Genomic DNA, 18,921 nt, shown 5'->3' with positions numbered 1-18,921 from the left:
TTGAGCATGTTCTTTTCCAGAAAACGCGCGCCCATGGAGGGAGGACCAAATGCCAAGATTATTTACGGCCCTCGAAATTCCTTTTTCCGTAGCAGACAGCCTTGCGAGCTTGCGGGGCGGGCTCGGCGGCGCCCGCTGGATCGACGCCGAAAACTACCACATCACGCTGCGCTTCATCGGCGATGTCGATGAACGCCTCGCCCATGACGTCGCTCATGCGCTCGACGCCATCCGGCGTCGCGCGCTCACCGTCACGATCGACCAGCTCGCCTCCTTCGGCGGCGACAAGCCGAGGGCCATCGTCGCAAGGGCCCGTCCGGAGCCCGCGCTGATCGAGCTGCAGGCCGAACAGGAAAGACTGTTGCGGCGTCTCGGCGCGCCGCCCGAGCCACGCAAATATATTCCCCATGTCACGCTGGCGCGGCTGCGGGGCGCGGCTCCAGGCGCTGTGGCGGCCTATCTCGGGGCGCGCGGATATTTCCCGCCGCTGAAGTTCGAGGCGCCGCGCTTCGTTCTCTACTCGTCGCGCGATTCCGTGGGCGGAGGGCCTTATATCGTCGAGGCCGAATATCCGCTGGAACCGCTCGAACTCGCGCTGGGCTCTGGTTCAACCCTTTGACGGCTGCGCCTTGGCGGGCAACTTGCGATTCGCCTCCACGATCGGGGCGAGGGAAGGGTCTTTTGCGACCGCCTCGGCGATCAAGGCGTCGCTGGCGGTCTCCATGCGATTTTGCAGCTCGGTGAAGAACTCGCGCTGGCTCATTCCCGGCTCGATCGCCGGCAAAAATTCGAGCACCACCGTTCCGGGACGGATTATGAAGGCGCGACGAGCCCAGAAAAGCCCGGAGTTGAGCGCCGCTGGAATCACGGGCGCCCCGGTGTCTTTGTAGATCTGGGCGACGCCGAATTTATAGGCGGCAGGCGCGCCGGCCGGGCGCCGGGTGCCTTCCGGGAAGATGAAGAGCTGTCTTCCTTGCGCGAATATCTCTTTCGTTTTCCGCACCAGCTGGGGCAGCAGCTTGCCGCCTTTGGAACGGTCGATGGCGATCTGTTCGGCCGAGAGGAGATACCAGCCGAAGAAAGGTATGAAGACCAGCTCGCGCTTGAGAATGTAGGAGAAATCCGGAAACAGCAGCGGCAGGACGAAAGTGTCCCAGACCGACTGATGCTTGCAGGCGACGATGACCGCGCCGGATCTGATGTTTTCCAGCCCGCGGAACTCGTGTTTCACGCCGCAGATTTTTTCCAGCCACCATAGCGAGGTGCGACCCCACTGGCGCCCGAGCTCCAGCGTCACGCGCCGATGCAACGGCAGGGCCGGCAGCCAGAGGACCATCCAGAAGAAGAGGTTGGCGTAGTAGACGATCTGAAAAACGAGTGAGCGCAGGAAGAGCATGATCTCGCGGCCTGTTGGCGGGTGGCGCTGCTTTTTACGGCAGGATGGCCGCAAAGAACAAGAAGGCGGAGGCGTTTTCAGAACAGAAAACGCGGCTTTTCAATGCCTTCTCCACTGGCGTCGCCGCCGCCGGCGAAGCCCTCCCATTTGGTTCTCACGATCGCCCGCAGATATTTCAGATATTCGCGTGCGACCAGGGCCCGCACGCGGCTGTCGTCGCGCCAGCTGCGGACATTCACATGCTCGCTGACGACCGGAAACGGATAAAGCGTGAAGCCCGGAAGCGCCGCGGACAGTTCGACCATGGCGCGCGGCATGTGGTAATTCGAGGTGACGACGATCAGCGGCCCGCGGATATTGCGCGATCTCGCCCATTCGAGCGTCTCGCGGGCGTTTCCCGCCGTATCCATCGCCTTGTAGCCGAGATCGACGCAACAGGCGAAGAGATCCCTGGAGACGGGGAGAATCTTCTCGAGATCGGCCCCGTGAGTCGCGCGGTTCACTCCGGTGATGAGCAGGCGCCGGGCCTGGCCGCGGGCGAGAAACTCCGCCGCCTCCAGCACCCGATCCGAGCCGCCGGTGAGCGCCACGACGCCTTCCGCCTGAACCAGAAGAACAGGCTCGGTCCGTTCCAGGGAGGAGGCGAAACCGACGAAGCCCGCGATGAAGGCGGAGATCAGAAAGGCCCCGGAACATGTGACGGCCAGGGCCAGTCGCCGACCGCAGCGCGGCTTTCTCGTTCGGGGAATTTCTCCCTCAGGGGACAATTCGCAACTCCCGCCGCGTGTTCTCGGTTTGAGACAGAAGGGCCCGTCTCGCCGAAACGCAACCGAATCCTCGTCCGCTATAGCGCATTCCGCAAAAGTTGACAGACTTTTGCGATGAGAATGCGCTCCAGCTATTTGATTTTGCGCGATTTCTTATCGCTCGAACGATTCCGTTCGAGCGGAAGCGCGCTAGATTGGGCGCCCGCCAGGAAAACGCCAGTTAATTTCAGCCGCCGACGGTTTCAGTCGGGTTAGGAAGGCGTTGAACTCCCGCCCTTAATTGAGTTCCTTGAGCCGCCTCAGGACGATCAGCCGCGACATCACGCCGGTGAGGGCGGCGACAGCCAGGGAAAGCGCCATGATGACGGCGAAGCCGCGGGCGTCCAGGGACGCGCTTCCGAACATGGCTTCGATTTCGTCGCCTCCGGGCGTCGCAGTCCAGCGGCGGGCCAATAAGCCCGCGACAAGGAAGAAAAGGGCGGCGCCGCCGCCGCCGATGAGCGCGCCGCGCAGGCCGAGCGCAAGAAACCGGCGCTGGAATTCCCGCGCGATGAAATCGTCCGCAGCGCCGACGATATGGAGGACTTCCACGATCTCGCGATTGGTCGCGACCGCCGCCCTCGTGGCCGATGCGACCGCCACCGCCATGGCGACGACCACCAGAGCGAAAATCAGCGCCGCTGTTCCGACCACGGTTCCGGCCATGGCGTCGAGCCGCTCGACCCAGAGGCGGTGGTCGTCCAGGGTCGCATAGGGGGCTCCCGCCGCGAGGTCTTGCTTCAACCTGGCGAGATCGGTCCGTTTGGTGACGTCGAGCCTGACCACGATCATGCGCGGGGTCGGCAGCTCTGTGAGATCGAGGCCCTTGCCGAGCCAGGGCGAAAGCAAAGCCTCGGACTCGGCCTTGGTGTATATGCGCGCCTCCTTTACGCCCGGGGTCGCCTCGATGATCCTGGCCGCGGCGCGAACGTCGGCGTCGATGTCGCGGCCGGGCAGCGAGCGAACCTGGACGCTGGCCTCTCTGGCGACTTCCTTTCGCCAGTCGACGCTGGCGTCGGCGACGAGGAGCGCGGCGCCGGCGGCCAGAGCGGCGAGAAACGTCATGATGGCTATGACGATGACCACAGAGCGGCCCGCGACGGAATCGGTGGGAGCCAGCGGCTGTTCGCGCGGCGGAGCGTCTTCTTCGGTCGCTTCCAGCGGCTCCAGATTGGTCCAGCTGAAGGCCTTGCGCAGCGGAATTCGCGACATTGGCGACTCATTCGAAGACGTGGAGACGCCCGTCCGCAAGAACGAAGCGGCGCGCGCTGTCGAATTGATCCATGAGGTTTAGGTCGTGAGTGGCGATCACGACCGAAGTGCCGGATTTATGCAATTCCACGAAAAGCCGCAAGAGACGGCGGGCGAGCGTGGGATCGACATTGCCGGTGGGTTCGTCGGCCAGGAGCACTTCCGGCCGTGCAATCAAAGCCCGGGCGATGGCCGCGCGCTGCTTTTCTCCCCCCGAGAGCACGGTCGGGAAGCTGTATTTGCGTTCGAACAGCCCGACCCAGCGCAAGAGCTCGAAGACCTCCGATCGGTAGGTCGCCTCCTCCTGTCCCAGCACCCGCAGCGGCAAAGCCACGTTTTCATAGAGGGTGAGGTGGTCGAGCAGCCGGAAATCCTGGAAAACCACGCCGATGCGCCTGCGGATCTGGGTGATTTCGTCCTTGCTCAGGGTCGCGGAATCGCGCCCGAACAATATGATTTTTCCCCGGGTGGGCTTTAGCGCCAGCAGGAAAAGCTTGAGCAGCGAGGTTTTTCCGGCCCCCGAAGGCCCGGTGAGGAATTGAAACGAATTCGGTTCGATGGCGAAGTTCAAGTCGCGAAGAGTTTCCGGTCCGGTCCCGTAGCTGAGGCCTACGTTCTCGAAGCTCAACAATTGGTCGCTCTCCCGCATCGAAAAGTCGCCGTCCCGCCGGTTCGCCGCGGAATGGGAATCACCCCGCGCTATCTGTTGCGAGATTAGCCATTGTCGAGCGCGGTTGGAAACGCGCGGCCTCGCGGCGGTGACGCTTCGTTAACCACGATGCGCCTTAATGGCGGCGTCTTCCTCGAGCCAGCGACCAACGCCATGCGCGCCCAACCGCACGATTCAACCCATGACGGGGCTTTCGATTCCGTTTCGATTTCGGCGGAGGCGGTCAGCGAATTCGCGCGCGGGCCTTCTTATGACGAGCTGTGGCGAGACTCCCGTCGAGGTCCGAGACGGGAGGAGCCCGCGCCGCGCAAATCCGATCGCGCTCCCGTGGTCGCAGCCCTGTTGGCGACGCTCCTCGGAGCCATGGCGCTGATAGGCCTGCGGGAGAAAATCGTCAGCGTCGCCCCGCCGGCGGCGGCCGTATATTGGGCGATCGGTTTGCCGGTCAATCTTTCAGGGCTCGAGCTTCGCAGCGTCCGCTCCCGCATCATGATGGAAGGGGAGCGCAAGGTGCTGGCCATCGAAGGCGAGATCGTGAATCTGCGCCGGGACGCAAATGCGGTTCCCCCCGTGGCTTTGACGGTCCGCGCGGACAATGGGACCAGCAAATATTCATGGACCGCGCGCGCGCCGAAGGGCCGCCTCGATCCGGGCGAAACGGTCGCCTTCCGCGCGCGGCTCGCCGCGCCGCCGGAGGGCGCTTCCGATGTGCTCGTGCGCTTCGCCGGCCATGCCGAAATGACGTCGAAAACATCGTCCGCGCCGGCGGGCGCGCTTACCGCGCGGCTGTATTAAATCAGGCCTTTGCGCCGATCCTCGCATGGGTGTCGTACCATCCGTTGCGAATTCCCATGCCGTATCGGAAAATGAATTCCGCCCATTTAGGGACGTAAGGATCGTCTCCGACCAGCACATATCTGAGGAACACCCTTTTATATTTTTCGATGGCTTCCTCGCTCGACATCCATTGGCCGGGCGCTTCCTCTCCGAACATTCCGCTCGAACCCTTTTCAAAGCGGTGCGGAACGTAGACGCCCTCCAGGGCGGGTCTGGGCGGTTGCTGCCGCCATACGCGCTGCTGGGGGACGATCTTGAATTCGTCGTATCCGAGACCCTCGAGGATTTCGAACTCCCTGCGCAACGCCCGAAACGAGTCCTTTTCCGATTCCATCGAGATATAGGCCGGCAATTCGTTGGAGAATCTCAATCCCTGCAGGGCGACGACGTCGAGACCCTCTATGTCGAGCTTGATATAATAGGGAACGCCGAATTCCTGCAGCAGATCGGCCATGGTCGTCGCCTCCACTTCGCACAAAGTGGTTTCCATGCCCTGGCGGCGGTTTCTCTTGTCGAATTCGGGATCGAGCGTGCTCCACACGGAAAAGGCGCTCTTGTAGAAAGTCACCGTTCCGGCCTCTTTGGCCAGAGCCTTGTTTACGATGGTTAGTCTCCCGTCCGCGACGGCGTCGGCGAATTTCTCGGCGACGGCCTTGCAATGATCTTCGTCGGCCTCGACCGCGACAACCCTGAAGCCCTTTTTCAGATAGAACTCGGTGTCCTGGCCCTCGTGCAGCCCGATGTCGAAAATCAGATCGCTTTGCAATGCGGCCTCCTCGGTTGTCCCCGGCCGAACTTTTTGCAAACCCGTCCCGGTTGCAAAAGTCGTTCAGGCCCGAACCGGAGTTTCCCTGTGGGGAGCGGGGAAGGGAAGGCGCAAAGGCGGGGTAGCGCCTAATAGCCCGCCTGTAATCCGTATAAATTGGCGTGGTTCGTTTCGCGGCCTGCGCGCCATCGGCGGAGAGGCTGGAATTTGCGCACGGCTCAAAAGCAAACGGGCGGATGAAACATCCGCCCGTCCGTGTCTATCCAGGAAGGATCAGCGATCGAAGTTGAACATGTCCATCATGTCGCCGATCGCGGGCGCATTGACGGGGATATAGGGATTCCCGTCCGTGAGCGGGTTGGGGAGATTGTCGCGGCTGCGGTTGGTCAGCGGCGCAAGACCCCAGTTGGCTTCGATGAACTTCACGATCGAGGCGTGGTCCGTGTAGCTGTGCGCAACATGGCCGCCCTGGCTGTATTTCGACACGACGATCATGGGAACGCGGGTGCCGTCGCCGAAGAAGTCGACCGGCTGGACATATCCGGAGTCCCAGTAGCCGCCGCCCTCGTCGAAAGTGACGAAGATTGCGGTGTCGTTGCGAAGCTGGGGATTGGCCTTGGCCAGATCGACGATCTTCTTCACGAAGCCCTCATAGAGGTTGAGCTTCGAGGACGCCGGATGGCCGTCGACGAGGCCGCTCGGCTTCACATAGGACACCGCCGGGAGATTGCCGCTCTGAAGGGCGGCGTAAAGATCGGTAGTGTCTTTCAGATGAGCCGCGCGCTGGGCCGGATCGGTCATGATCGAGGTGGAGAACTGCGCCCAGTTGCAGATGTTGCAATAGGCGTCCGCCGGGTTCAGCTGATATTTGTCGTTGACGTAGAGATTCCACTGGTCCCCGTAATAGGCCCAGGAAATCTTCTTGTCGTTCAGGGCGTCGCCGACGTGGCGGACCTTGGTCGGCGGAATGGTGTACACATAGTTGTTCGAGTCGGTGTCGGTATAGGCGTTGGAGCCGTCGCCGAAATAACCCGGGTTGTAGTTGTTCAGCAGATAGTAGTGGCCGGCGTCGCAGCGCGACGGCACCGGATTGGGCAGCGCATTGAGATAGGTCAACACGGCCGACACGCCGGGCTGGGCGGGATCGGCGCAGTTGACATAGGAGCCGCCGCCGTAATTGGCGTGGGGCGCAACAGCGGTAGGCGAGCCCGAACCGCCGCCGTAGCCGTCCTCGATGTAGTAATTGTTGGTGCCCGGCTGGGGATTGGGGTTTTCGATTTCGCTGAGAGCGCTGACGCCGTTGGGAGGCGTGCCGGGATTCTTGGGGTCGACCGGGTTGTTCGGAGGAACCAGCGGACTGCCCTTTCCGTCGCTGAACCACAACAGGTCGGCGTAGCCGAGCACGAAATGGTTGGCTCCGGTGCCGCCCTGGGCGCCCTGATGGTAGTTGTCGGCGAGCGTGAAGCTGTCGGCGAGTTCCTTCAAATAGGGCGCGTCGCCCTGCAGCATGTTGAAGAAGCCCATCGAAGTTGAGCCTTCTCCGGTGGTCGTGTTGTTGAAGCCGCCGGGCTGCCCCTTGCCGTTGGAGCCGGCGCCCACGCTGACCTCGACCCACGGGAACAGATCGTTCAAGCAGCCGAAGCCGTTGGCGCGATCCACAGCCGCGGCGTCGCAGTCGAGCTGCTGCCACATCTGGAAGAAGCGATGCACGGGGCTCGCCGCATAGGCGTCATAGGGGTAGTTGGCGTTGGTGAGCTGATAGGGTCCGGGGGGCAGGTGGGTGGCGTCGTGCCCGGCGTAGCTGACGCGCGTATCCGGAACCTTGCCTGCCTGGCCGGTGCCGCCGGTCAGGAGATACTGGTAGTAATCGTCGGGCAGGCCGTTTTCCACGCTCTTGGCGAGAGCGAGGGTCGTGGGATTGACGCAGGACGTTCCGGTGGTGACGCCGGCGGCCTGACAAACGGCAGGCGTCGCCGGTCCGCCGGTCAGAGCCGGAGGCAGCACCGAATAAGGCGCCTTGAACGGGTTCATGCGATACACGTCGGTGTCCTGCGCCTCATACTGAAGCGAGAGGCCGTAATTCGGGCCCGGCGTGCCGTCTTCGTTGACGATATGGCGAGACAGCAGGTTGAGAACCTTGTCTCCCTGATGCCGCGGCTTGTAGGTCGCGAACACATGGTCGAAGGTGCGGTTCTCGCCGATGATCACGATGACATGCTTGATCGGCGTTCTCGTGGCCGTGTCGCGGCCATGGCTCACCTCGATCGGCGCATGGGCGATTTCGGCCTGCGCGAAGGCTAAAGTCGGAGCGGCCGTGTTGCAAAGAACTGCGGCAAGCCCCGCAAGCGAAGAAAACTGACGACATAGTCTTTTCAGACGAGCGACTCTCGTTTGCATGTGATTCCCCCACCGATGCGGAGCGAGCGCTCCGCTCGAAACACAAGAGTTGCTGCAGCGGGCGGGACCATGGCGCCGTTACATGATCGGAAAATGACGAATTTTCTTCATCTTGCCGCCTGAGCCTCGGCCGGACGGATCAACGGTGAGATTTTGCGGGGCGACGCGACCTGCGCCGGGCCGAAAAGCGGTGGTTTTCCGGTTGTCTGAGCCTGTTGGGCCGGCGTCCTCCGCCATCTGCAATCGCGGAATTTATTCCACTTACATTACGGCCTCGAACCCTCGGCCGGCGGCGCGAAGCCTGTTCCCTCGGCGCCGCAAATGGCCTAATCAAATCGTCATGCTTTCGCGCTTCGCTCCAAAGACCGACGCCCAACCCTTGGTCCTGCTGAACGCCCGCCTGATCGATCCGGCGACGGAGACCGACATTCGCGGCGGGCTGCTCATCCGCGCGGGCGTCATCGCCGACCTCGGCCCCGGGGTGACGGTCGATAATGCCCCGAACCGGGCGCGCATCATCGACTGCCGCGGGGACGTCGTGTGCCCCGGCCTGATCGACATGCAGGCTTTCGTGGGCGAGCCGGGCGCCGAACATCGGGAAACCATCGCCACCGCCACCGCCGCCGCCGCCGCGGGCGGGGTGACCACAATTCTGGCGACGCCGGCGACCTCTCCGGTGGTCGACGATCCCGCCGTGGTGGATTTCGTTCTGCGCCGCGCGCGGGACACCGGCAAAGTGCGCGTGCTGCCGATGGCGGCGCTCACCAAGGGGTGCGAGGGGCGCGAAATCGCGGAGCTCGGCCTTCTGGGGCAGGCCGGCGCAGTCGCTTTTTCGGACGGGGCCCATGCCGTCGCCAATGCTCTGGTGATGCGCCGCGCGCTGAGCTACGCCCGCGATTTCGACGCGCTGGTGGTGCATTTCCCCCAGGATCGCGACCTCGCCGGCGAAGGTGTGATGAACGAGGGCGAAACCTCGTTGCGGCTCGGACTCGCCGGCGTGCCGGCCGAGGCGGAAACCATCGTGCTGGACCGCGATCTGCGCCTCGCCGCCCTGACAGGCGGCCGCTATCACGCCAGCATCATAGCAGCGCCCCTGTCGCTGGAGGCGATCAGCGAGGCGAAAGTCTCCGGCCACGACGTCACCTGCGGAACCTCGATCAATCACCTCACGCTCAACGAGAACGACATCGGCGATTACCGCACCTTCCTCAAGCTGCGGCCGCCGCTGCGCAGCGAGCCGGACCGGCGGGCGCTGGTCCATGCGCTGGCGGAAGGTCTGGTTGACGTGATCGTCTCCGACCACGATCCGCAGGACGTCGAAACCAAGCGCCTGCCTTTCGGCGCCGCGGAATTCGGCGCTATCGGCCTCGAGACCATGCTGGCGGCGGGCCTGCGCCTCGTGCATTCGGGCGACGTGCCGCTGACGCGCCTGCTCGCCGCGATGACCTGCAATCCGGCCAAGATTCTCAAGCTGGAGCAGGGGCGGCTGCAGAAGGGCGCGCCGGCCGACGTCATTCGCTTCGACCCCGACGAGCCCTTCGTGGTCGATCCTTTGAAGCTTCGTTCGCGCTGCCGCAACACGCCTTTCGCCGGCGCGCTTTTGCAGGGGGTGGTCAAAATGACCATCGTCGGCGGGGAGATTGTTTGGGAAGTCGCCGCGTAACGCTATCGCAGGGTTGTTTGCGTCGCGGGCGACCCGGGGGAAGCCGAAGACTGGCCAGGGGAATCGCATTTGACGAAATGAGGTAGCGCCGGGCTGTTGAATGGATTCTGTCATTGGTTCCGATTCGCGAGGAGCCGATGAGCCTGTTGATCACGATCTTGCGGGATGTTCCCGATCCGCGCAGCGGCAACGCCACGCGGCACGAGTTGCTGGATATTCTGATGATCGCGCTGACGGCGTCGATCTGCGGCTGCGAGGGCTGCGTCGAATTTGCCGACTTTGCCGAGGACCGGGAAGAGCTGTTTCGTGAAGTCCTGAGCCTCGAGAACGGCTTGCCGAGCCACGACACGTTTTCGCGTCTGTTCCGGCAGATCGACCCGGAGGCGCTGGCGGCCTGTTTCGGGCGCTTTCTGGAGGCGCTGGGCGAGGATGGCGCGGGCGTCGTCGCCATCGACGGCAAGACGCTGCGCCGCTCCTTCGACAAGGCCAAAGGCGCCTCGGCGCTGCATGTGGTGACGGCCTTCGCCGCCGATGCGAAGCTGGTCATCGGCCAGAAGGCGGTGGAGGACGGCGGCAACGAGATCACTGCGGCCCGGGCGCTCATCGATCTGCTCGACCTGACCGGCGCGCTGGTGACCGCCGACGCCATCCACTGCAACGCTCCGACGGCGCAGAAGGTGCTCGACCGCGGCGGCGACTGGCTGTTCGCCCTGAAGGCCAACCGCCCGGCGACACTGAAAGATGTGGAGACGTTTCTGGCCGACCCCGAAGCTTGCATCGCCGGGACATTCGAGACGACGGACGCCGATCATGGCCGGGTGGAGACGCGTCGCCACGCGGTCGTTCACGATGTCGGCTGGCTGTTTCCAAAGGGCGACAAGGATCGCCCGGCGATGCCGCAGCTTTCGACCATCGGGCGGATCGAGACAGAGGTCGAGCGCGACGGCAGGATCACGCGGTCCTGCCGCTACTATCTTTCTTCCGCAAAGCTGTCCGCCGAAGCCTTCGCCAAGGCGGTTCGCGCCCACTGGAGCATCGAGAACGGCGTCCACTGGGTGCTGGACGTGACCTTCGACGAGGACAGGGCCCGCAACCGCAAGGATCACGGCGCCGAAAATCTCGCGACCATCCGAAAGCTCGCCCTCAACGTCCTCAAGCGAGCAAGGCCGGAAATCTCCATCCGACGGAAGCGCAAGCGCTCCGGATGGTCCGACGCCTTCGCCAGATCCGTCCTCGGTCAAATGCGATAGCCCTGGAAGACTGGCCCGCCCCCCTTGAACATTCCAACCAATCCGCATAAACCCTCGCCGCGCGCGGCCATGGGGCCCGGCGAGCAATTTTGGGATTGGACCTGCGACTATGGCCAAGGAAAAGTTCTCACGCACGAAGCCGCATTGCAACATCGGGACGATTGGTCACGTCGACCATGGCAAGACCTCGCTGACGGCGGCGATCACCAAGGTTCTGGCTGAGTCGGGCGGCGCGACCTTCACGGCCTACGACCAGATCGACAAGGCCCCCGAGGAGCGCGCGCGCGGCATCACGATCTCGACGGCTCACGTCGAATACGAGACCCAGAACCGCCACTACGCTCACGTCGACTGCCCCGGCCACGCCGACTATGTGAAGAACATGATCACCGGCGCGGCGCAGATGGACGGCGCGATCCTGGTGGTTTCGGCGGCCGACGGCCCGATGCCGCAGACCCGCGAGCACATCCTGCTCGCCCGTCAGGTCGGCGTGCCGGCTCTGGTCGTGTTCCTGAACAAGGTCGACATGGTCGACGATCCGGAGCTTCTGGAGCTGGTCGAACTCGAAGTGCGCGAGCTGCTTTCGAAGTATGAGTTCCCGGGCGACGACATTCCGATCACCAAGGGTTCGGCGCTGTGCGCTCTCGAGAACAAGAACCCCGAGATCGGCCATGACGCGATCCTGAAGCTGATGCAGACGGTCGACGCCTATATCCCGCAGCCGGAGCGTCCGAAGGATCAGCCCTTCCTGATGCCGGTGGAAGACGTGTTCTCGATCTCGGGCCGCGGCACCGTGGTTACGGGCCGTATCGAGCGCGGCGTGATCAAGGTCGGCGAGGAAGTCGAGATCGTCGGCATCAAGGCGACCGTGAAGTCGACCGTGACGGGCGTCGAAATGTTCCGCAAGCTGCTGGATCAGGGCGAGGCCGGCGACAACGTGGGCTGCCTGCTGCGCGGCACCAAGCGCGAGGACGTGGAGCGCGGTCAGGTTCTGTGCAAGCCGGGTTCGGTGAAGCCGCACACCAAGTTCAAGGCCGAGGCCTACATCCTGACGAAGGAAGAAGGCGGCCGTCATACGCCGTTCTTCACCAACTATCGTCCGCAGTTCTACTTCCGCACGACGGACGTGACCGGCATCGTGACGCTTCCCGAGGGCGTCGAGATGGTGATGCCGGGCGACAACGTGGCCATGGAAGTGGCGCTGATCGTTCCGATCGCCATGGAAGAGAAGCTGCGCTTCGCTATCCGTGAAGGCGGCCGCACCGTCGGCGCCGGCGTCGTCGCCTCGATCATCGAGTAATCGAAGAACGAAGCAGATTGAACGAGGCCGTCTTCTCGCGAAGGCGGCCTTTTTTGTAAATAAATCGGCCTCGCGCCGTCATCGCGAGGAGCGTAGCGACGCGGCGATCCAGGGGATTGGCGCGGCCCTGGATCGCTTCGTTTTTCGCTCGCGATCGCGATGACGGGAAACCGATCACCCGACAGCCGCTTTACCGGCGCCGAGATCGGCCTTTCCGACATTACGGCTCGCAATCCAGTTTTTTGCCGCGCAAATGGCAGCGGGCGAGCTGTTCGCCATGGACGCCGAAGGAGGTGAGCAGCCATTCGTCGTCGCGCCGCTCCAGCGTTGCGAATCCGAACCGATTGTTGAGGCCGATTCCCTTTTCGACCTTGGCGTCGTCCATCGCCACGCCGTCGAGCTTCTCCGGCGTGAATCTATCGAGCGTCGTTCCGCCGTGTCCTGCGACGATCTGCGCAGGAAGATCGCTCGAATAGCTCATCGCCTGGAATGTGTGGATGTGGCCGGAGAGCAGCAGTTGCGCATTGGCCGGGACGGCGCCGCGGGTCGCTGCGGCGAGCGTCTTGTTGACGCCGACATTGACGCCGTCCTTGATCCGCACCGAGGCGTAGATCGGCTTGTGCATCGCGATCCACAGCGGGGCCTCGGTCTTTGCGAGAGAGACGAATTGCTGGCGGAACAGAGGCGCGAGCGCGTCGTTCACGGCGCGGTCCTCGGCCTGCGTCACGTCGAGCACGGCGAGGGCGATCCCGCCGAGATCGACGAGATAGGGAGGTTCCTGCCGGCTGCATGTTCCCTCGGTAAAGGGCAGCGGGCTGGCGAAGCGATTCCAGCCGGCGCGGGAGCGGTCGCAGTCCTCATGGTTGCCGCGTATGAACACCCACGGCGCGGCGGAGAGCAGGGCGCGGCCGGGTTCGAACACATCCGCCTTCCATGTGTCCCAGTTATCGCCATAAGGAGACCCGGCGCAGCCCTTGTTGGAATCCGGGCAGGCGCGCTCGCGATAGACCAGATCGCCGACATGGATCACGAGATCCGGGGCCATTTCGGCGGCGGTATCGGCTGCAAGACGGAAGGGCCAGTCCTTGATGAAGTTGCACGCCTGCAGCATCATCATCTGGAGCCGGCAGCCGGTGTCTCCGATCAGCAGGATTTTTTGGGCGCGGGGCGGCGGCAGCGCCAGCGGCCGCCCGTTGATCGAGGCTTCGCGTGCGTTCTTGGGGATCGCCAGCGAACAGACCAGCGCGGGGAAATCGCCGTTCGGCCTCGCGCGGATGTTCATTTGAGCGTCGCTTCCGTCGATCGCGGCCTTTGGGCAGGCCGCTTCGCTGGTGACGACGCGGGCTTCGAGGCCTTCGCCGGTAAACTGGGTCCACGCGTAGATTTCCGCAGCCTGCGCGGCGGCGCCGATGAAGACGACCGCGGCGAGAAGCGCGCCGAATCCGGTGAGAAAGAGGGATCGGCGCATGCCCCGGATCTTATGAAAAATCATTGGGAGTCCTCTGCGGGAATATCGCCCGGGGATTCGAACTTTTTTCTGCGCGACGCAAGCGTCGAAATGCCGGCGGCGATAAATCCTGATGGACTTGCTTGAAAAAAAGGGCGAGCCCGGCGCTTGCAGGTCGAAGCGCGGACTCGCCGGGGCAAGACCTCTATGCGGGCGAAAGGGCTTCGCCTCGCGTTCTCGGATTTTTAGGCCGCGAGGCTTTCTTCCGTCAGAAATGCGGGAGTTTGGAATTCCCGAGCGCGCTCGCGATCTTCATCCTGAGGCGAATTGAGGATGCCGAGAGCGGCGGCGACGGCGGAGAGGCCGATTTCGCGATAGAGCCGAGCCATCAGATCGTGCTCGGGGCTTTCGGGGGACAACTCCTGAAACTCGGTGACGAACTGTTGCGGCATGGCTGCACTCTACTCTGTTACGCAGTTAAGCGGGAATTAATCCGCGCGGCCAATTTCCCGCCATCGGGTTAAGGCCGCGTTAATCACGGCGCGTCCGGCGCGGCGCGGATCATTCAGCTTCGCAGAGCTTTACGGGAGCGCGGGCCGCGCGATATTGTCCGATCTTCGCTTGGAATTTCGCCCGATGCGCCGCCATCTTCCACCGGAGCCCGTCTCGCGGGCAGCCATCTGGAGCAGACGCCTGGGGTTATTGGCGGCTGCTGCGGCTGCGCTCATCGTCGCTCTCGCTCGCCTTCACAAATTGGACGCCGGCGCCGCGCTGGCCTGTTTCGGGGTCGTCATCGCGGTCGCTCTCGGCGCGGTTTTCTTGTTCAGCGTCGCATGCGTCAGCATCTGGCGATGGGGCGGCCGCGGCGTCGGCGCCGCAATATACGGCTTCCTGTTTGCGGCCCTCACCCTGGCCTGGCCCTCATATCTGGCGGTGGAAGCGCTTCGCCTGCCGGTTCTTTCCGATATTTCGACCGATGTCGACGATCCTCCGGATTTTTCGCATTCGCATCAGGCGCTGAAGGCGAGAGGGGGGTATTCGCCGCCCAACCCCACCGCCGCGGAACGCAGCGAGCAGGCCGCCGCTTATCCCGACGTAAAGCCTGTCGTCATCGACGTCGATCTGGACGAGGCCGTGGCGCTCGCGCTCAAAGCCGCCGCGGCGAGAGGCTGGCGGGTGGTCGAGCAGCGGCCGGCCAGCGCCCGTTCGGGGGACGCCCATATCGATTTCCTGGATCGGACGTTGATTCTGGGAACCGACGAAGACGTCGCCGTTCGGGTAAGGCCGCTCGCCGGCCAGACGCGCATCGACGTGCGCGCGGCCTCACGACACGGGCGGCATGATTTTGGCTTCAACGCACGTCGGATCAAACAATTCGGCGAAGAACTGCAGACGCAGGAAGAACAGCGTTGACGCATCGGCCGTTTTCCAGACGGGGAGCGCTCGTTTTCAACTGCGGTTTCGGTTATGCTGGAAGTGGCGCATGCTTATCGCAAGAGCCGCTCGGCTTTGCGGCCAAAGGACGGCGGACATGACGGAACAGGTCGAAACGAGCGCTCCTGCTGAGCGGAAGGCGCCGCAGCTCTTTACGATGGACGAGGAGCGCGCGGCGTATCGGGAAATGCTCCTGATCCGGCGCTTCGAGGAAAAAGCCGGCCAAATGTACGGCATGGGCCTCATCGCCGGTTTCTGCCACCTTTACATCGGTCAGGAGGCCGTCGTCGTCGGCGTAAAATTGGCGTCGCGCGAAGGGGACCAGTTCATCACCGGATACCGCGACCACGGCCACATGCTCGCCTGCGGCCTGGAGCCGAGGGCCGTGATGGCGGAGCTGACGGGGCGCCGCGGCGGCGTCTCCAAGGGCAAGGGCGGCTCGATGCACATGTTCTCGCCGCAGAAGAATTTCTTCGGCGGCCACGGCATCGTCGGCGCTCCCGCGCCGCTCGGCGCGGGGCTTGCTTTCGCCAACAATTATCGTCGTCAGGATCGGGTTTCTCTGACTTTCTTCGGCGACGGCGCCGCCAACCAGGGGCAGGTCTACGAGAGCTTCAACATGGCCGAGCTCTGGCGCCTTCCAGTCGTCTTCATCGTCGAGAACAATCGCTACGCCATGGGCACGTCGGTAGCGCGTTCCTCTGCGCAGTCCGATTTCGCCAAGCGCGGCGTCGCCTTCAACATCCCCGGCGTCCAGATCGACGGCATGGATGTGCGCGCCGTCCGCGAAGCCGCCGCAGAAGCTATGGAATGGTGCCGCAGCGGCAAGGGGCCTTATCTGATCGAGGCGCAAACCTACCGCTATCGCGGCCACTCCATGTCGGACCCCGCCAAATACCGCTCGAAGGAAGAAGTCACGAGGATGCGCGAAGAGCATGATCCTATCGAGCAGGTGCGGGTCCGGATGCTCGCCGGCGGCCTCGGCGAGGACGAACTGAAAAAAATAGACGCCGACATTCGCAAGGTCGTCGCGGAGGCCGCGGATTTCGCATCGCAGGACCGCGAGCCGGACCCGAGCGAATTGTGGACCGACGTTCTGGCTTGAACATGAGCGAAGAATCGAAGCGTTTTCGCAGGCTGCGGGGTTGGAGACGATGACCGTCAATATTTTGATGCCCGCGCTCTCGCCGACCATGGAGCACGGAAAGCTCGCCAAATGGCTCAAGGCCGAAGGCGACAGCGTGAAGGCCGGCGACGTCGTGGCCGAAATCGAGACCGACAAGGCGACGATGGAGGTGGAAGTCGTCGACGAAGGCGTGCTCGCCCGCATTCTGGTCCCCGCGGGAACCGATAATGTCCCCGTCAATTCCCCCATCGCGGTGATCGCGGCCGAGGGAGAGGACGTATCGGCGGCGCCTGCGCCCGCACCTTCGCCAGCCCCTCGGGCCGAGCCCGCGCCCGCGCCCGCGGCGCAGAGCAATGTCGCTGCGGCTCCCGCAGCGGTCGAGATCGCGAAGCCGGCCGAACCCGAGGTTCCCGCCGGAACCACCATGCTGGCCATGACCATGCGCGAAGCTTTGCGCGACGCCATGGCCGAGGAAATGCGTCGCGACGCCGACGTCTTCATTCTGGGAGAAGAAGTCGCCGAATATCAGGGCGCCTATAAGGTCACGCAGGGCCTGTTGCAGGAGTTCGGGGCGCGCCGCGTCGTCGACGCGCCGATCACCGAATATGGCTTCGCCGGGCTCGGAGTCGGCGCGGCTTTCGCCGGCCTGCGCCCGATCGTCGAGTTCATGACCTTCAACTTCTCGATGCAGGCGATCGACCACATCATCAATTCCGCGGCCAAGACGCTTTACATGTCCGGCGGGCAGCTCAACTGTCCGATCGTGTTCCGCGGACCCAACGGCGCCGCGGCCAGGGTAGGGGCCCAGCACAGCCAGGACTACACCGCCTGGTATTCCCAGGTCCCGGGGCTCAAGGTGGTGGCGCCCTCCAACGCCGCCGACGCCAAGGGCCTGCTGAAAAGCGCCATTCGCGACAACAACCCCGTGGTCTTTCTGGAGAACGAAATTCTCTACGGAAGGACTGGGGAGGTGCCGGCGATCGACGATTTCGTCATTCCCCTCGGCAAGGCGCGCATCGCCCGTGAGGGCAAGGATATTACGCTGGTCTCCTTCTCGATCGGCGTGACCTATGCGCTCGCCGCAGCAGAGGAGCTCGCCAAAGAAGGCGTCGAAGCGGAAGTCGTCGATCTGCGCACGATACGGCCGATGGACATCGGAACCATTGTCGAATCGGTCAAGAAAACCAACCGCTGCGTCGCGATCGAAGAAGGTTGGCCGCAGAACGGCGTCACCTCCTATATCGCGGCGCGGGTGCAGCAGGAGGCGTTCGATTATCTTGACGCGCCCGTGCTGTGCGTGACCGGCAAGGACGTGCCCATGCCCTACGCCGCCAATCTGGAAAAGCTGGCGTTGCCCTCCGTCGCCGAAGTGATCGCCGCCGCGAAAGCGGCGCTCTACCGTTGAGTTCAAATGGCCGACTCGCCGAGAAACGAGAAAACTGCGGCAAAACCCGCGCAGCGCAGAAATATTCTGTTGGCGGCGGGCGCAGCGCTCGGCGCGGCGATGGCGGCATTCATGGTCTTTTCCCAGGACCGGGAATTTGCGGTGGATCTGATGCGGGCATTGTTCGGCTTGGCGGGAGGCGCGACCGCGGGCGGGCAGTAGGCGCGCGCCCGATCCGACAGCCTGCACGCCCTTTTGAAGGAACGCGCTGATGACGACAGCGATTGAAACCGCCCGCATATTCGCATCGCCTCTCGCGCGCAGGCTCGCGAGAGAGGCGGGGCTCGACATTGGCGCGTTGAAGGGGTCGGGACCTCACGGCCGCGTGATCGAGCGCGACGTGCAGGCGGCCATGGCTTCAGGGCGCGCTTCGCAGCAAGGCGCCGGCGCGAAGGCCGCGCTCGCGCCGCAGAAGACGTTCCCCGACGGCGGCTATGAACAGATCCCCCACGATTCGATGCGCAAGGCCATTGCGCGCCGCCTGACCGAGGCCGCGCAGAGCATTCCGCATTTCTATCTGACCTGCGATTGCGAGATCGACGCATTGTTGCGCCTGCGCGAGGATTTCAATTCCGCGGCGCCGCAGGGGGCTGACGGCAAGCCGGCATGGAAGGCCTCGGTGAACGACTTCATCGTGAAGGCATTCGCCATGGCGCTGCAGAGCGTGCCGGACGCCAATGTCACCTATACGCCCGAGGCGATGCTGCGGCACAGGACGAGCGACATCGGCGTCGCCGTCTCTATTCCCGGCGGGCTGGTGACGCCGATCATTCGCAACGCCGAGGCGAAGAGCGTGCGCGAAATCTCGATCGAGATCAGGGAGCTTTCCGCCAGGGCGAAGGACCGTCGCCTCAAGCCGGCCGAATATGAAGGCGGCGTCAGCTCGGTCTCAAATCTCGGCATGTTCGGGATCAGGAATTTCACCGCGATCATCAACCCGCCGCAATCCAGCATTCTCGCCGTCGGCCAGGGCGAGCAGCGCGTGGTGGTGAGAAACGGCGCCCCCGCCGTCGCCACCATGATGACCGTGACGCTCTCATGCGATCATCGGGCGATAGACGGAGCGCTGGGCGCCGATCTTCTCGCCGCCTTCAAACGCCTGATCGAGCGTCCGGCGGCGATGTTCGCGTAAAG

General features: G+C 63.7%; 18 protein-coding genes. 10 read left to right on the top strand and 8 right to left on the bottom strand.

Annotation, left to right across the window (positions count from 1 at the left end):
* The first annotated feature begins 49 nt into the window (after positions 1-49).
* The gene (gene thpR / locus H2LOC_RS06575; protein WP_136495670.1) at positions 50-619 is read left to right on the top strand and encodes an RNA 2',3'-cyclic phosphodiesterase; all 570 of its coding nucleotides are present in this window, start codon (positions 50-52) and stop codon (positions 617-619) included.
* On the opposite strand, the gene H2LOC_RS06570 is transcribed toward thpR, so the two are convergent.
* From H2LOC_RS06570 to ftsE, 4 genes are all read right to left on the bottom strand, one after another.
* The gene (locus H2LOC_RS06570) at positions 608-1,396 is read right to left on the bottom strand and encodes a lysophospholipid acyltransferase family protein (protein WP_136495669.1); all 789 of its coding nucleotides are present in this window, start codon (positions 1,394-1,396) and stop codon (positions 608-610) included. The genes thpR and H2LOC_RS06570 overlap by 12 nt on opposite strands.
* A gap of 77 nt (positions 1,397-1,473) precedes the next feature.
* A complete protein-coding gene (locus H2LOC_RS06565) occupies positions 1,474-2,163 on the bottom strand; it encodes a YdcF family protein (protein WP_202620536.1) in 690 nt (229 codons plus the stop codon).
* Between the two features lie 276 nt (positions 2,164-2,439).
* Positions 2,440-3,414: a cell division protein FtsX gene (locus H2LOC_RS06560; protein ID WP_136495668.1), complete on the bottom strand. Its 975-nt coding sequence runs from the start codon at positions 3,412-3,414 to the stop codon at positions 2,440-2,442.
* Between the two features lie 7 nt (positions 3,415-3,421).
* The gene (gene ftsE, locus H2LOC_RS06555; protein ID WP_136497012.1) at positions 3,422-4,084 is read right to left on the bottom strand and encodes a cell division ATP-binding protein FtsE; all 663 of its coding nucleotides are present in this window, start codon (positions 4,082-4,084) and stop codon (positions 3,422-3,424) included.
* A 192-nt stretch (positions 4,085-4,276) separates the two neighbouring features.
* Here ftsE and H2LOC_RS06550 point away from each other — a divergent pair, with 192 nt between their 5' ends.
* On the top strand, positions 4,277-4,918 hold the full coding sequence (locus H2LOC_RS06550) for a DUF3426 domain-containing protein (protein ID WP_136495667.1): 642 nt from the start codon (positions 4,277-4,279) through the stop codon (positions 4,916-4,918).
* Position 4,919: 1 nt separating this feature from the next.
* Here the strand turns inward: H2LOC_RS06550 and H2LOC_RS06545 are convergent, their stop codons facing one another.
* Both H2LOC_RS06545 and H2LOC_RS06540 read right to left on the bottom strand, forming a co-directional pair.
* Entirely contained in the window at positions 4,920-5,726 is an 807-nt protein-coding gene (locus tag H2LOC_RS06545; RefSeq protein ID WP_162009708.1) for an FkbM family methyltransferase, read from the bottom strand.
* Positions 5,727-5,999: 273 nt separating this feature from the next.
* On the bottom strand, positions 6,000-8,123 hold the full coding sequence (locus tag H2LOC_RS06540; protein WP_136495665.1) for an alkaline phosphatase family protein: 2,124 nt from the start codon (positions 8,121-8,123) through the stop codon (positions 6,000-6,002).
* A gap of 340 nt (positions 8,124-8,463) precedes the next feature.
* Here H2LOC_RS06540 and pyrC point away from each other — a divergent pair, with 340 nt between their 5' ends.
* The 3 genes from pyrC to tuf all read left to right on the top strand — a co-directional run bounded on the left by pyrC (position 8,464) and on the right by tuf (position 12,336).
* Positions 8,464-9,786: a dihydroorotase gene (gene pyrC / locus H2LOC_RS06535; protein WP_136495664.1), complete on the top strand. Its 1,323-nt coding sequence runs from the start codon at positions 8,464-8,466 to the stop codon at positions 9,784-9,786.
* Positions 9,787-9,923: 137 nt separating this feature from the next.
* Entirely contained in the window at positions 9,924-11,036 is a 1,113-nt protein-coding gene (locus H2LOC_RS06530; protein WP_136494500.1) for an ISAs1 family transposase, read from the top strand.
* 109 nt (positions 11,037-11,145) lie between these two features.
* A complete protein-coding gene (gene tuf, locus H2LOC_RS06525) occupies positions 11,146-12,336 on the top strand; it encodes an elongation factor Tu (protein ID WP_136495663.1) in 1,191 nt (396 codons plus the stop codon).
* A gap of 220 nt (positions 12,337-12,556) precedes the next feature.
* On the opposite strand, the gene H2LOC_RS06520 is transcribed toward tuf, so the two are convergent.
* On the bottom strand, positions 12,557-13,804 hold the full coding sequence (locus H2LOC_RS06520; RefSeq protein WP_162009707.1) for a metallophosphoesterase family protein: 1,248 nt from the start codon (positions 13,802-13,804) through the stop codon (positions 12,557-12,559).
* 224 nt (positions 13,805-14,028) lie between these two features.
* Positions 14,029-14,235, bottom strand: a complete 207-nt coding sequence (locus H2LOC_RS06515) for a hypothetical protein (protein WP_136495661.1) — start codon at positions 14,233-14,235, stop codon at positions 14,029-14,031.
* Positions 14,236-14,419: 184 nt separating this feature from the next.
* Here H2LOC_RS06515 and H2LOC_RS06510 point away from each other — a divergent pair, with 184 nt between their 5' ends.
* The 5 genes from H2LOC_RS06510 (at position 14,420) to H2LOC_RS06490 (ending at position 18,919) form a co-directional block, all read left to right on the top strand.
* Positions 14,420-15,196 carry a DUF1499 domain-containing protein gene (locus H2LOC_RS06510; protein ID WP_136495660.1) on the top strand — a complete coding sequence of 259 codons (777 nt, stop codon included), beginning with the start codon at positions 14,420-14,422 and terminating at the stop codon, positions 15,194-15,196.
* A 118-nt stretch (positions 15,197-15,314) separates the two neighbouring features.
* The gene (gene pdhA / locus H2LOC_RS06505) at positions 15,315-16,322 is read left to right on the top strand and encodes a pyruvate dehydrogenase (acetyl-transferring) E1 component subunit alpha (protein ID WP_136495659.1); all 1,008 of its coding nucleotides are present in this window, start codon (positions 15,315-15,317) and stop codon (positions 16,320-16,322) included.
* A gap of 49 nt (positions 16,323-16,371) precedes the next feature.
* The gene (locus H2LOC_RS06500; RefSeq protein ID WP_136495658.1) at positions 16,372-17,748 is read left to right on the top strand and encodes a pyruvate dehydrogenase complex E1 component subunit beta; all 1,377 of its coding nucleotides are present in this window, start codon (positions 16,372-16,374) and stop codon (positions 17,746-17,748) included.
* 6 nt (positions 17,749-17,754) lie between these two features.
* Positions 17,755-17,949, top strand: coding sequence for a hypothetical protein (locus tag H2LOC_RS06495; RefSeq protein WP_136495657.1), 195 nt, complete (start codon positions 17,755-17,757; stop codon positions 17,947-17,949).
* A 49-nt stretch (positions 17,950-17,998) separates the two neighbouring features.
* Positions 17,999-18,919 carry a 2-oxo acid dehydrogenase subunit E2 gene (locus H2LOC_RS06490; protein ID WP_136495656.1) on the top strand — a complete coding sequence of 307 codons (921 nt, stop codon included), beginning with the start codon at positions 17,999-18,001 and terminating at the stop codon, positions 18,917-18,919.
* The last annotated feature ends 2 nt before the right edge of the window (positions 18,920-18,921 follow it).

It is taken from the genome of Methylocystis heyeri, from assembly GCF_004802635.2.
GTDB lineage: Bacteria > Pseudomonadota > Alphaproteobacteria > Rhizobiales > Beijerinckiaceae > Methylocystis > Methylocystis heyeri.
This window is presented reverse-complemented; position numbering and strand designations above follow the sequence as displayed.

What these genes read in the sequence shown, in the direction of transcription:
- H2LOC_RS06560 (WP_136495668.1), bottom strand. Translation starts at nt 3,414, where the DNA reads ATGTCGCGAATTCCGCTGCGCAAGGCCTTCAGCTGGACCAATCTGGAG.
- tuf (WP_136495663.1), top strand. Translation starts at nt 11,146, where the DNA reads ATGGCCAAGGAAAAGTTCTCACGCACGAAGCCGCATTGCAACATCGGG.
- pyrC (WP_136495664.1), top strand. Translation starts at nt 8,464, where the DNA reads ATGCTTTCGCGCTTCGCTCCAAAGACCGACGCCCAACCCTTGGTCCTG.
- H2LOC_RS06540 (WP_136495665.1), bottom strand. Translation starts at nt 8,123, where the DNA reads ATGCAAACGAGAGTCGCTCGTCTGAAAAGACTATGTCGTCAGTTTTCT.
- H2LOC_RS06515 (WP_136495661.1), bottom strand. Translation starts at nt 14,235, where the DNA reads ATGCCGCAACAGTTCGTCACCGAGTTTCAGGAGTTGTCCCCCGAAAGC.
- pdhA (WP_136495659.1), top strand. Translation starts at nt 15,315, where the DNA reads ATGACGGAACAGGTCGAAACGAGCGCTCCTGCTGAGCGGAAGGCGCCG.
- H2LOC_RS06570 (WP_136495669.1), bottom strand. Translation starts at nt 1,396, where the DNA reads ATGCTCTTCCTGCGCTCACTCGTTTTTCAGATCGTCTACTACGCCAAC.
- H2LOC_RS06520 (WP_162009707.1), bottom strand. Translation starts at nt 13,804, where the DNA reads ATGCGCCGATCCCTCTTTCTCACCGGATTCGGCGCGCTTCTCGCCGCG.
- H2LOC_RS06510 (WP_136495660.1), top strand. Translation starts at nt 14,420, where the DNA reads ATGCGCCGCCATCTTCCACCGGAGCCCGTCTCGCGGGCAGCCATCTGG.
- H2LOC_RS06490 (WP_136495656.1), top strand. Translation starts at nt 17,999, where the DNA reads ATGACGACAGCGATTGAAACCGCCCGCATATTCGCATCGCCTCTCGCG.
- H2LOC_RS06550 (WP_136495667.1), top strand. Translation starts at nt 4,277, where the DNA reads ATGCGCGCCCAACCGCACGATTCAACCCATGACGGGGCTTTCGATTCC.
- H2LOC_RS06530 (WP_136494500.1), top strand. Translation starts at nt 9,924, where the DNA reads ATGAGCCTGTTGATCACGATCTTGCGGGATGTTCCCGATCCGCGCAGC.
- H2LOC_RS06495 (WP_136495657.1), top strand. Translation starts at nt 17,755, where the DNA reads ATGGCCGACTCGCCGAGAAACGAGAAAACTGCGGCAAAACCCGCGCAG.
- H2LOC_RS06500 (WP_136495658.1), top strand. Translation starts at nt 16,372, where the DNA reads ATGACCGTCAATATTTTGATGCCCGCGCTCTCGCCGACCATGGAGCAC.
- thpR (WP_136495670.1), top strand. Translation starts at nt 50, where the DNA reads ATGCCAAGATTATTTACGGCCCTCGAAATTCCTTTTTCCGTAGCAGAC.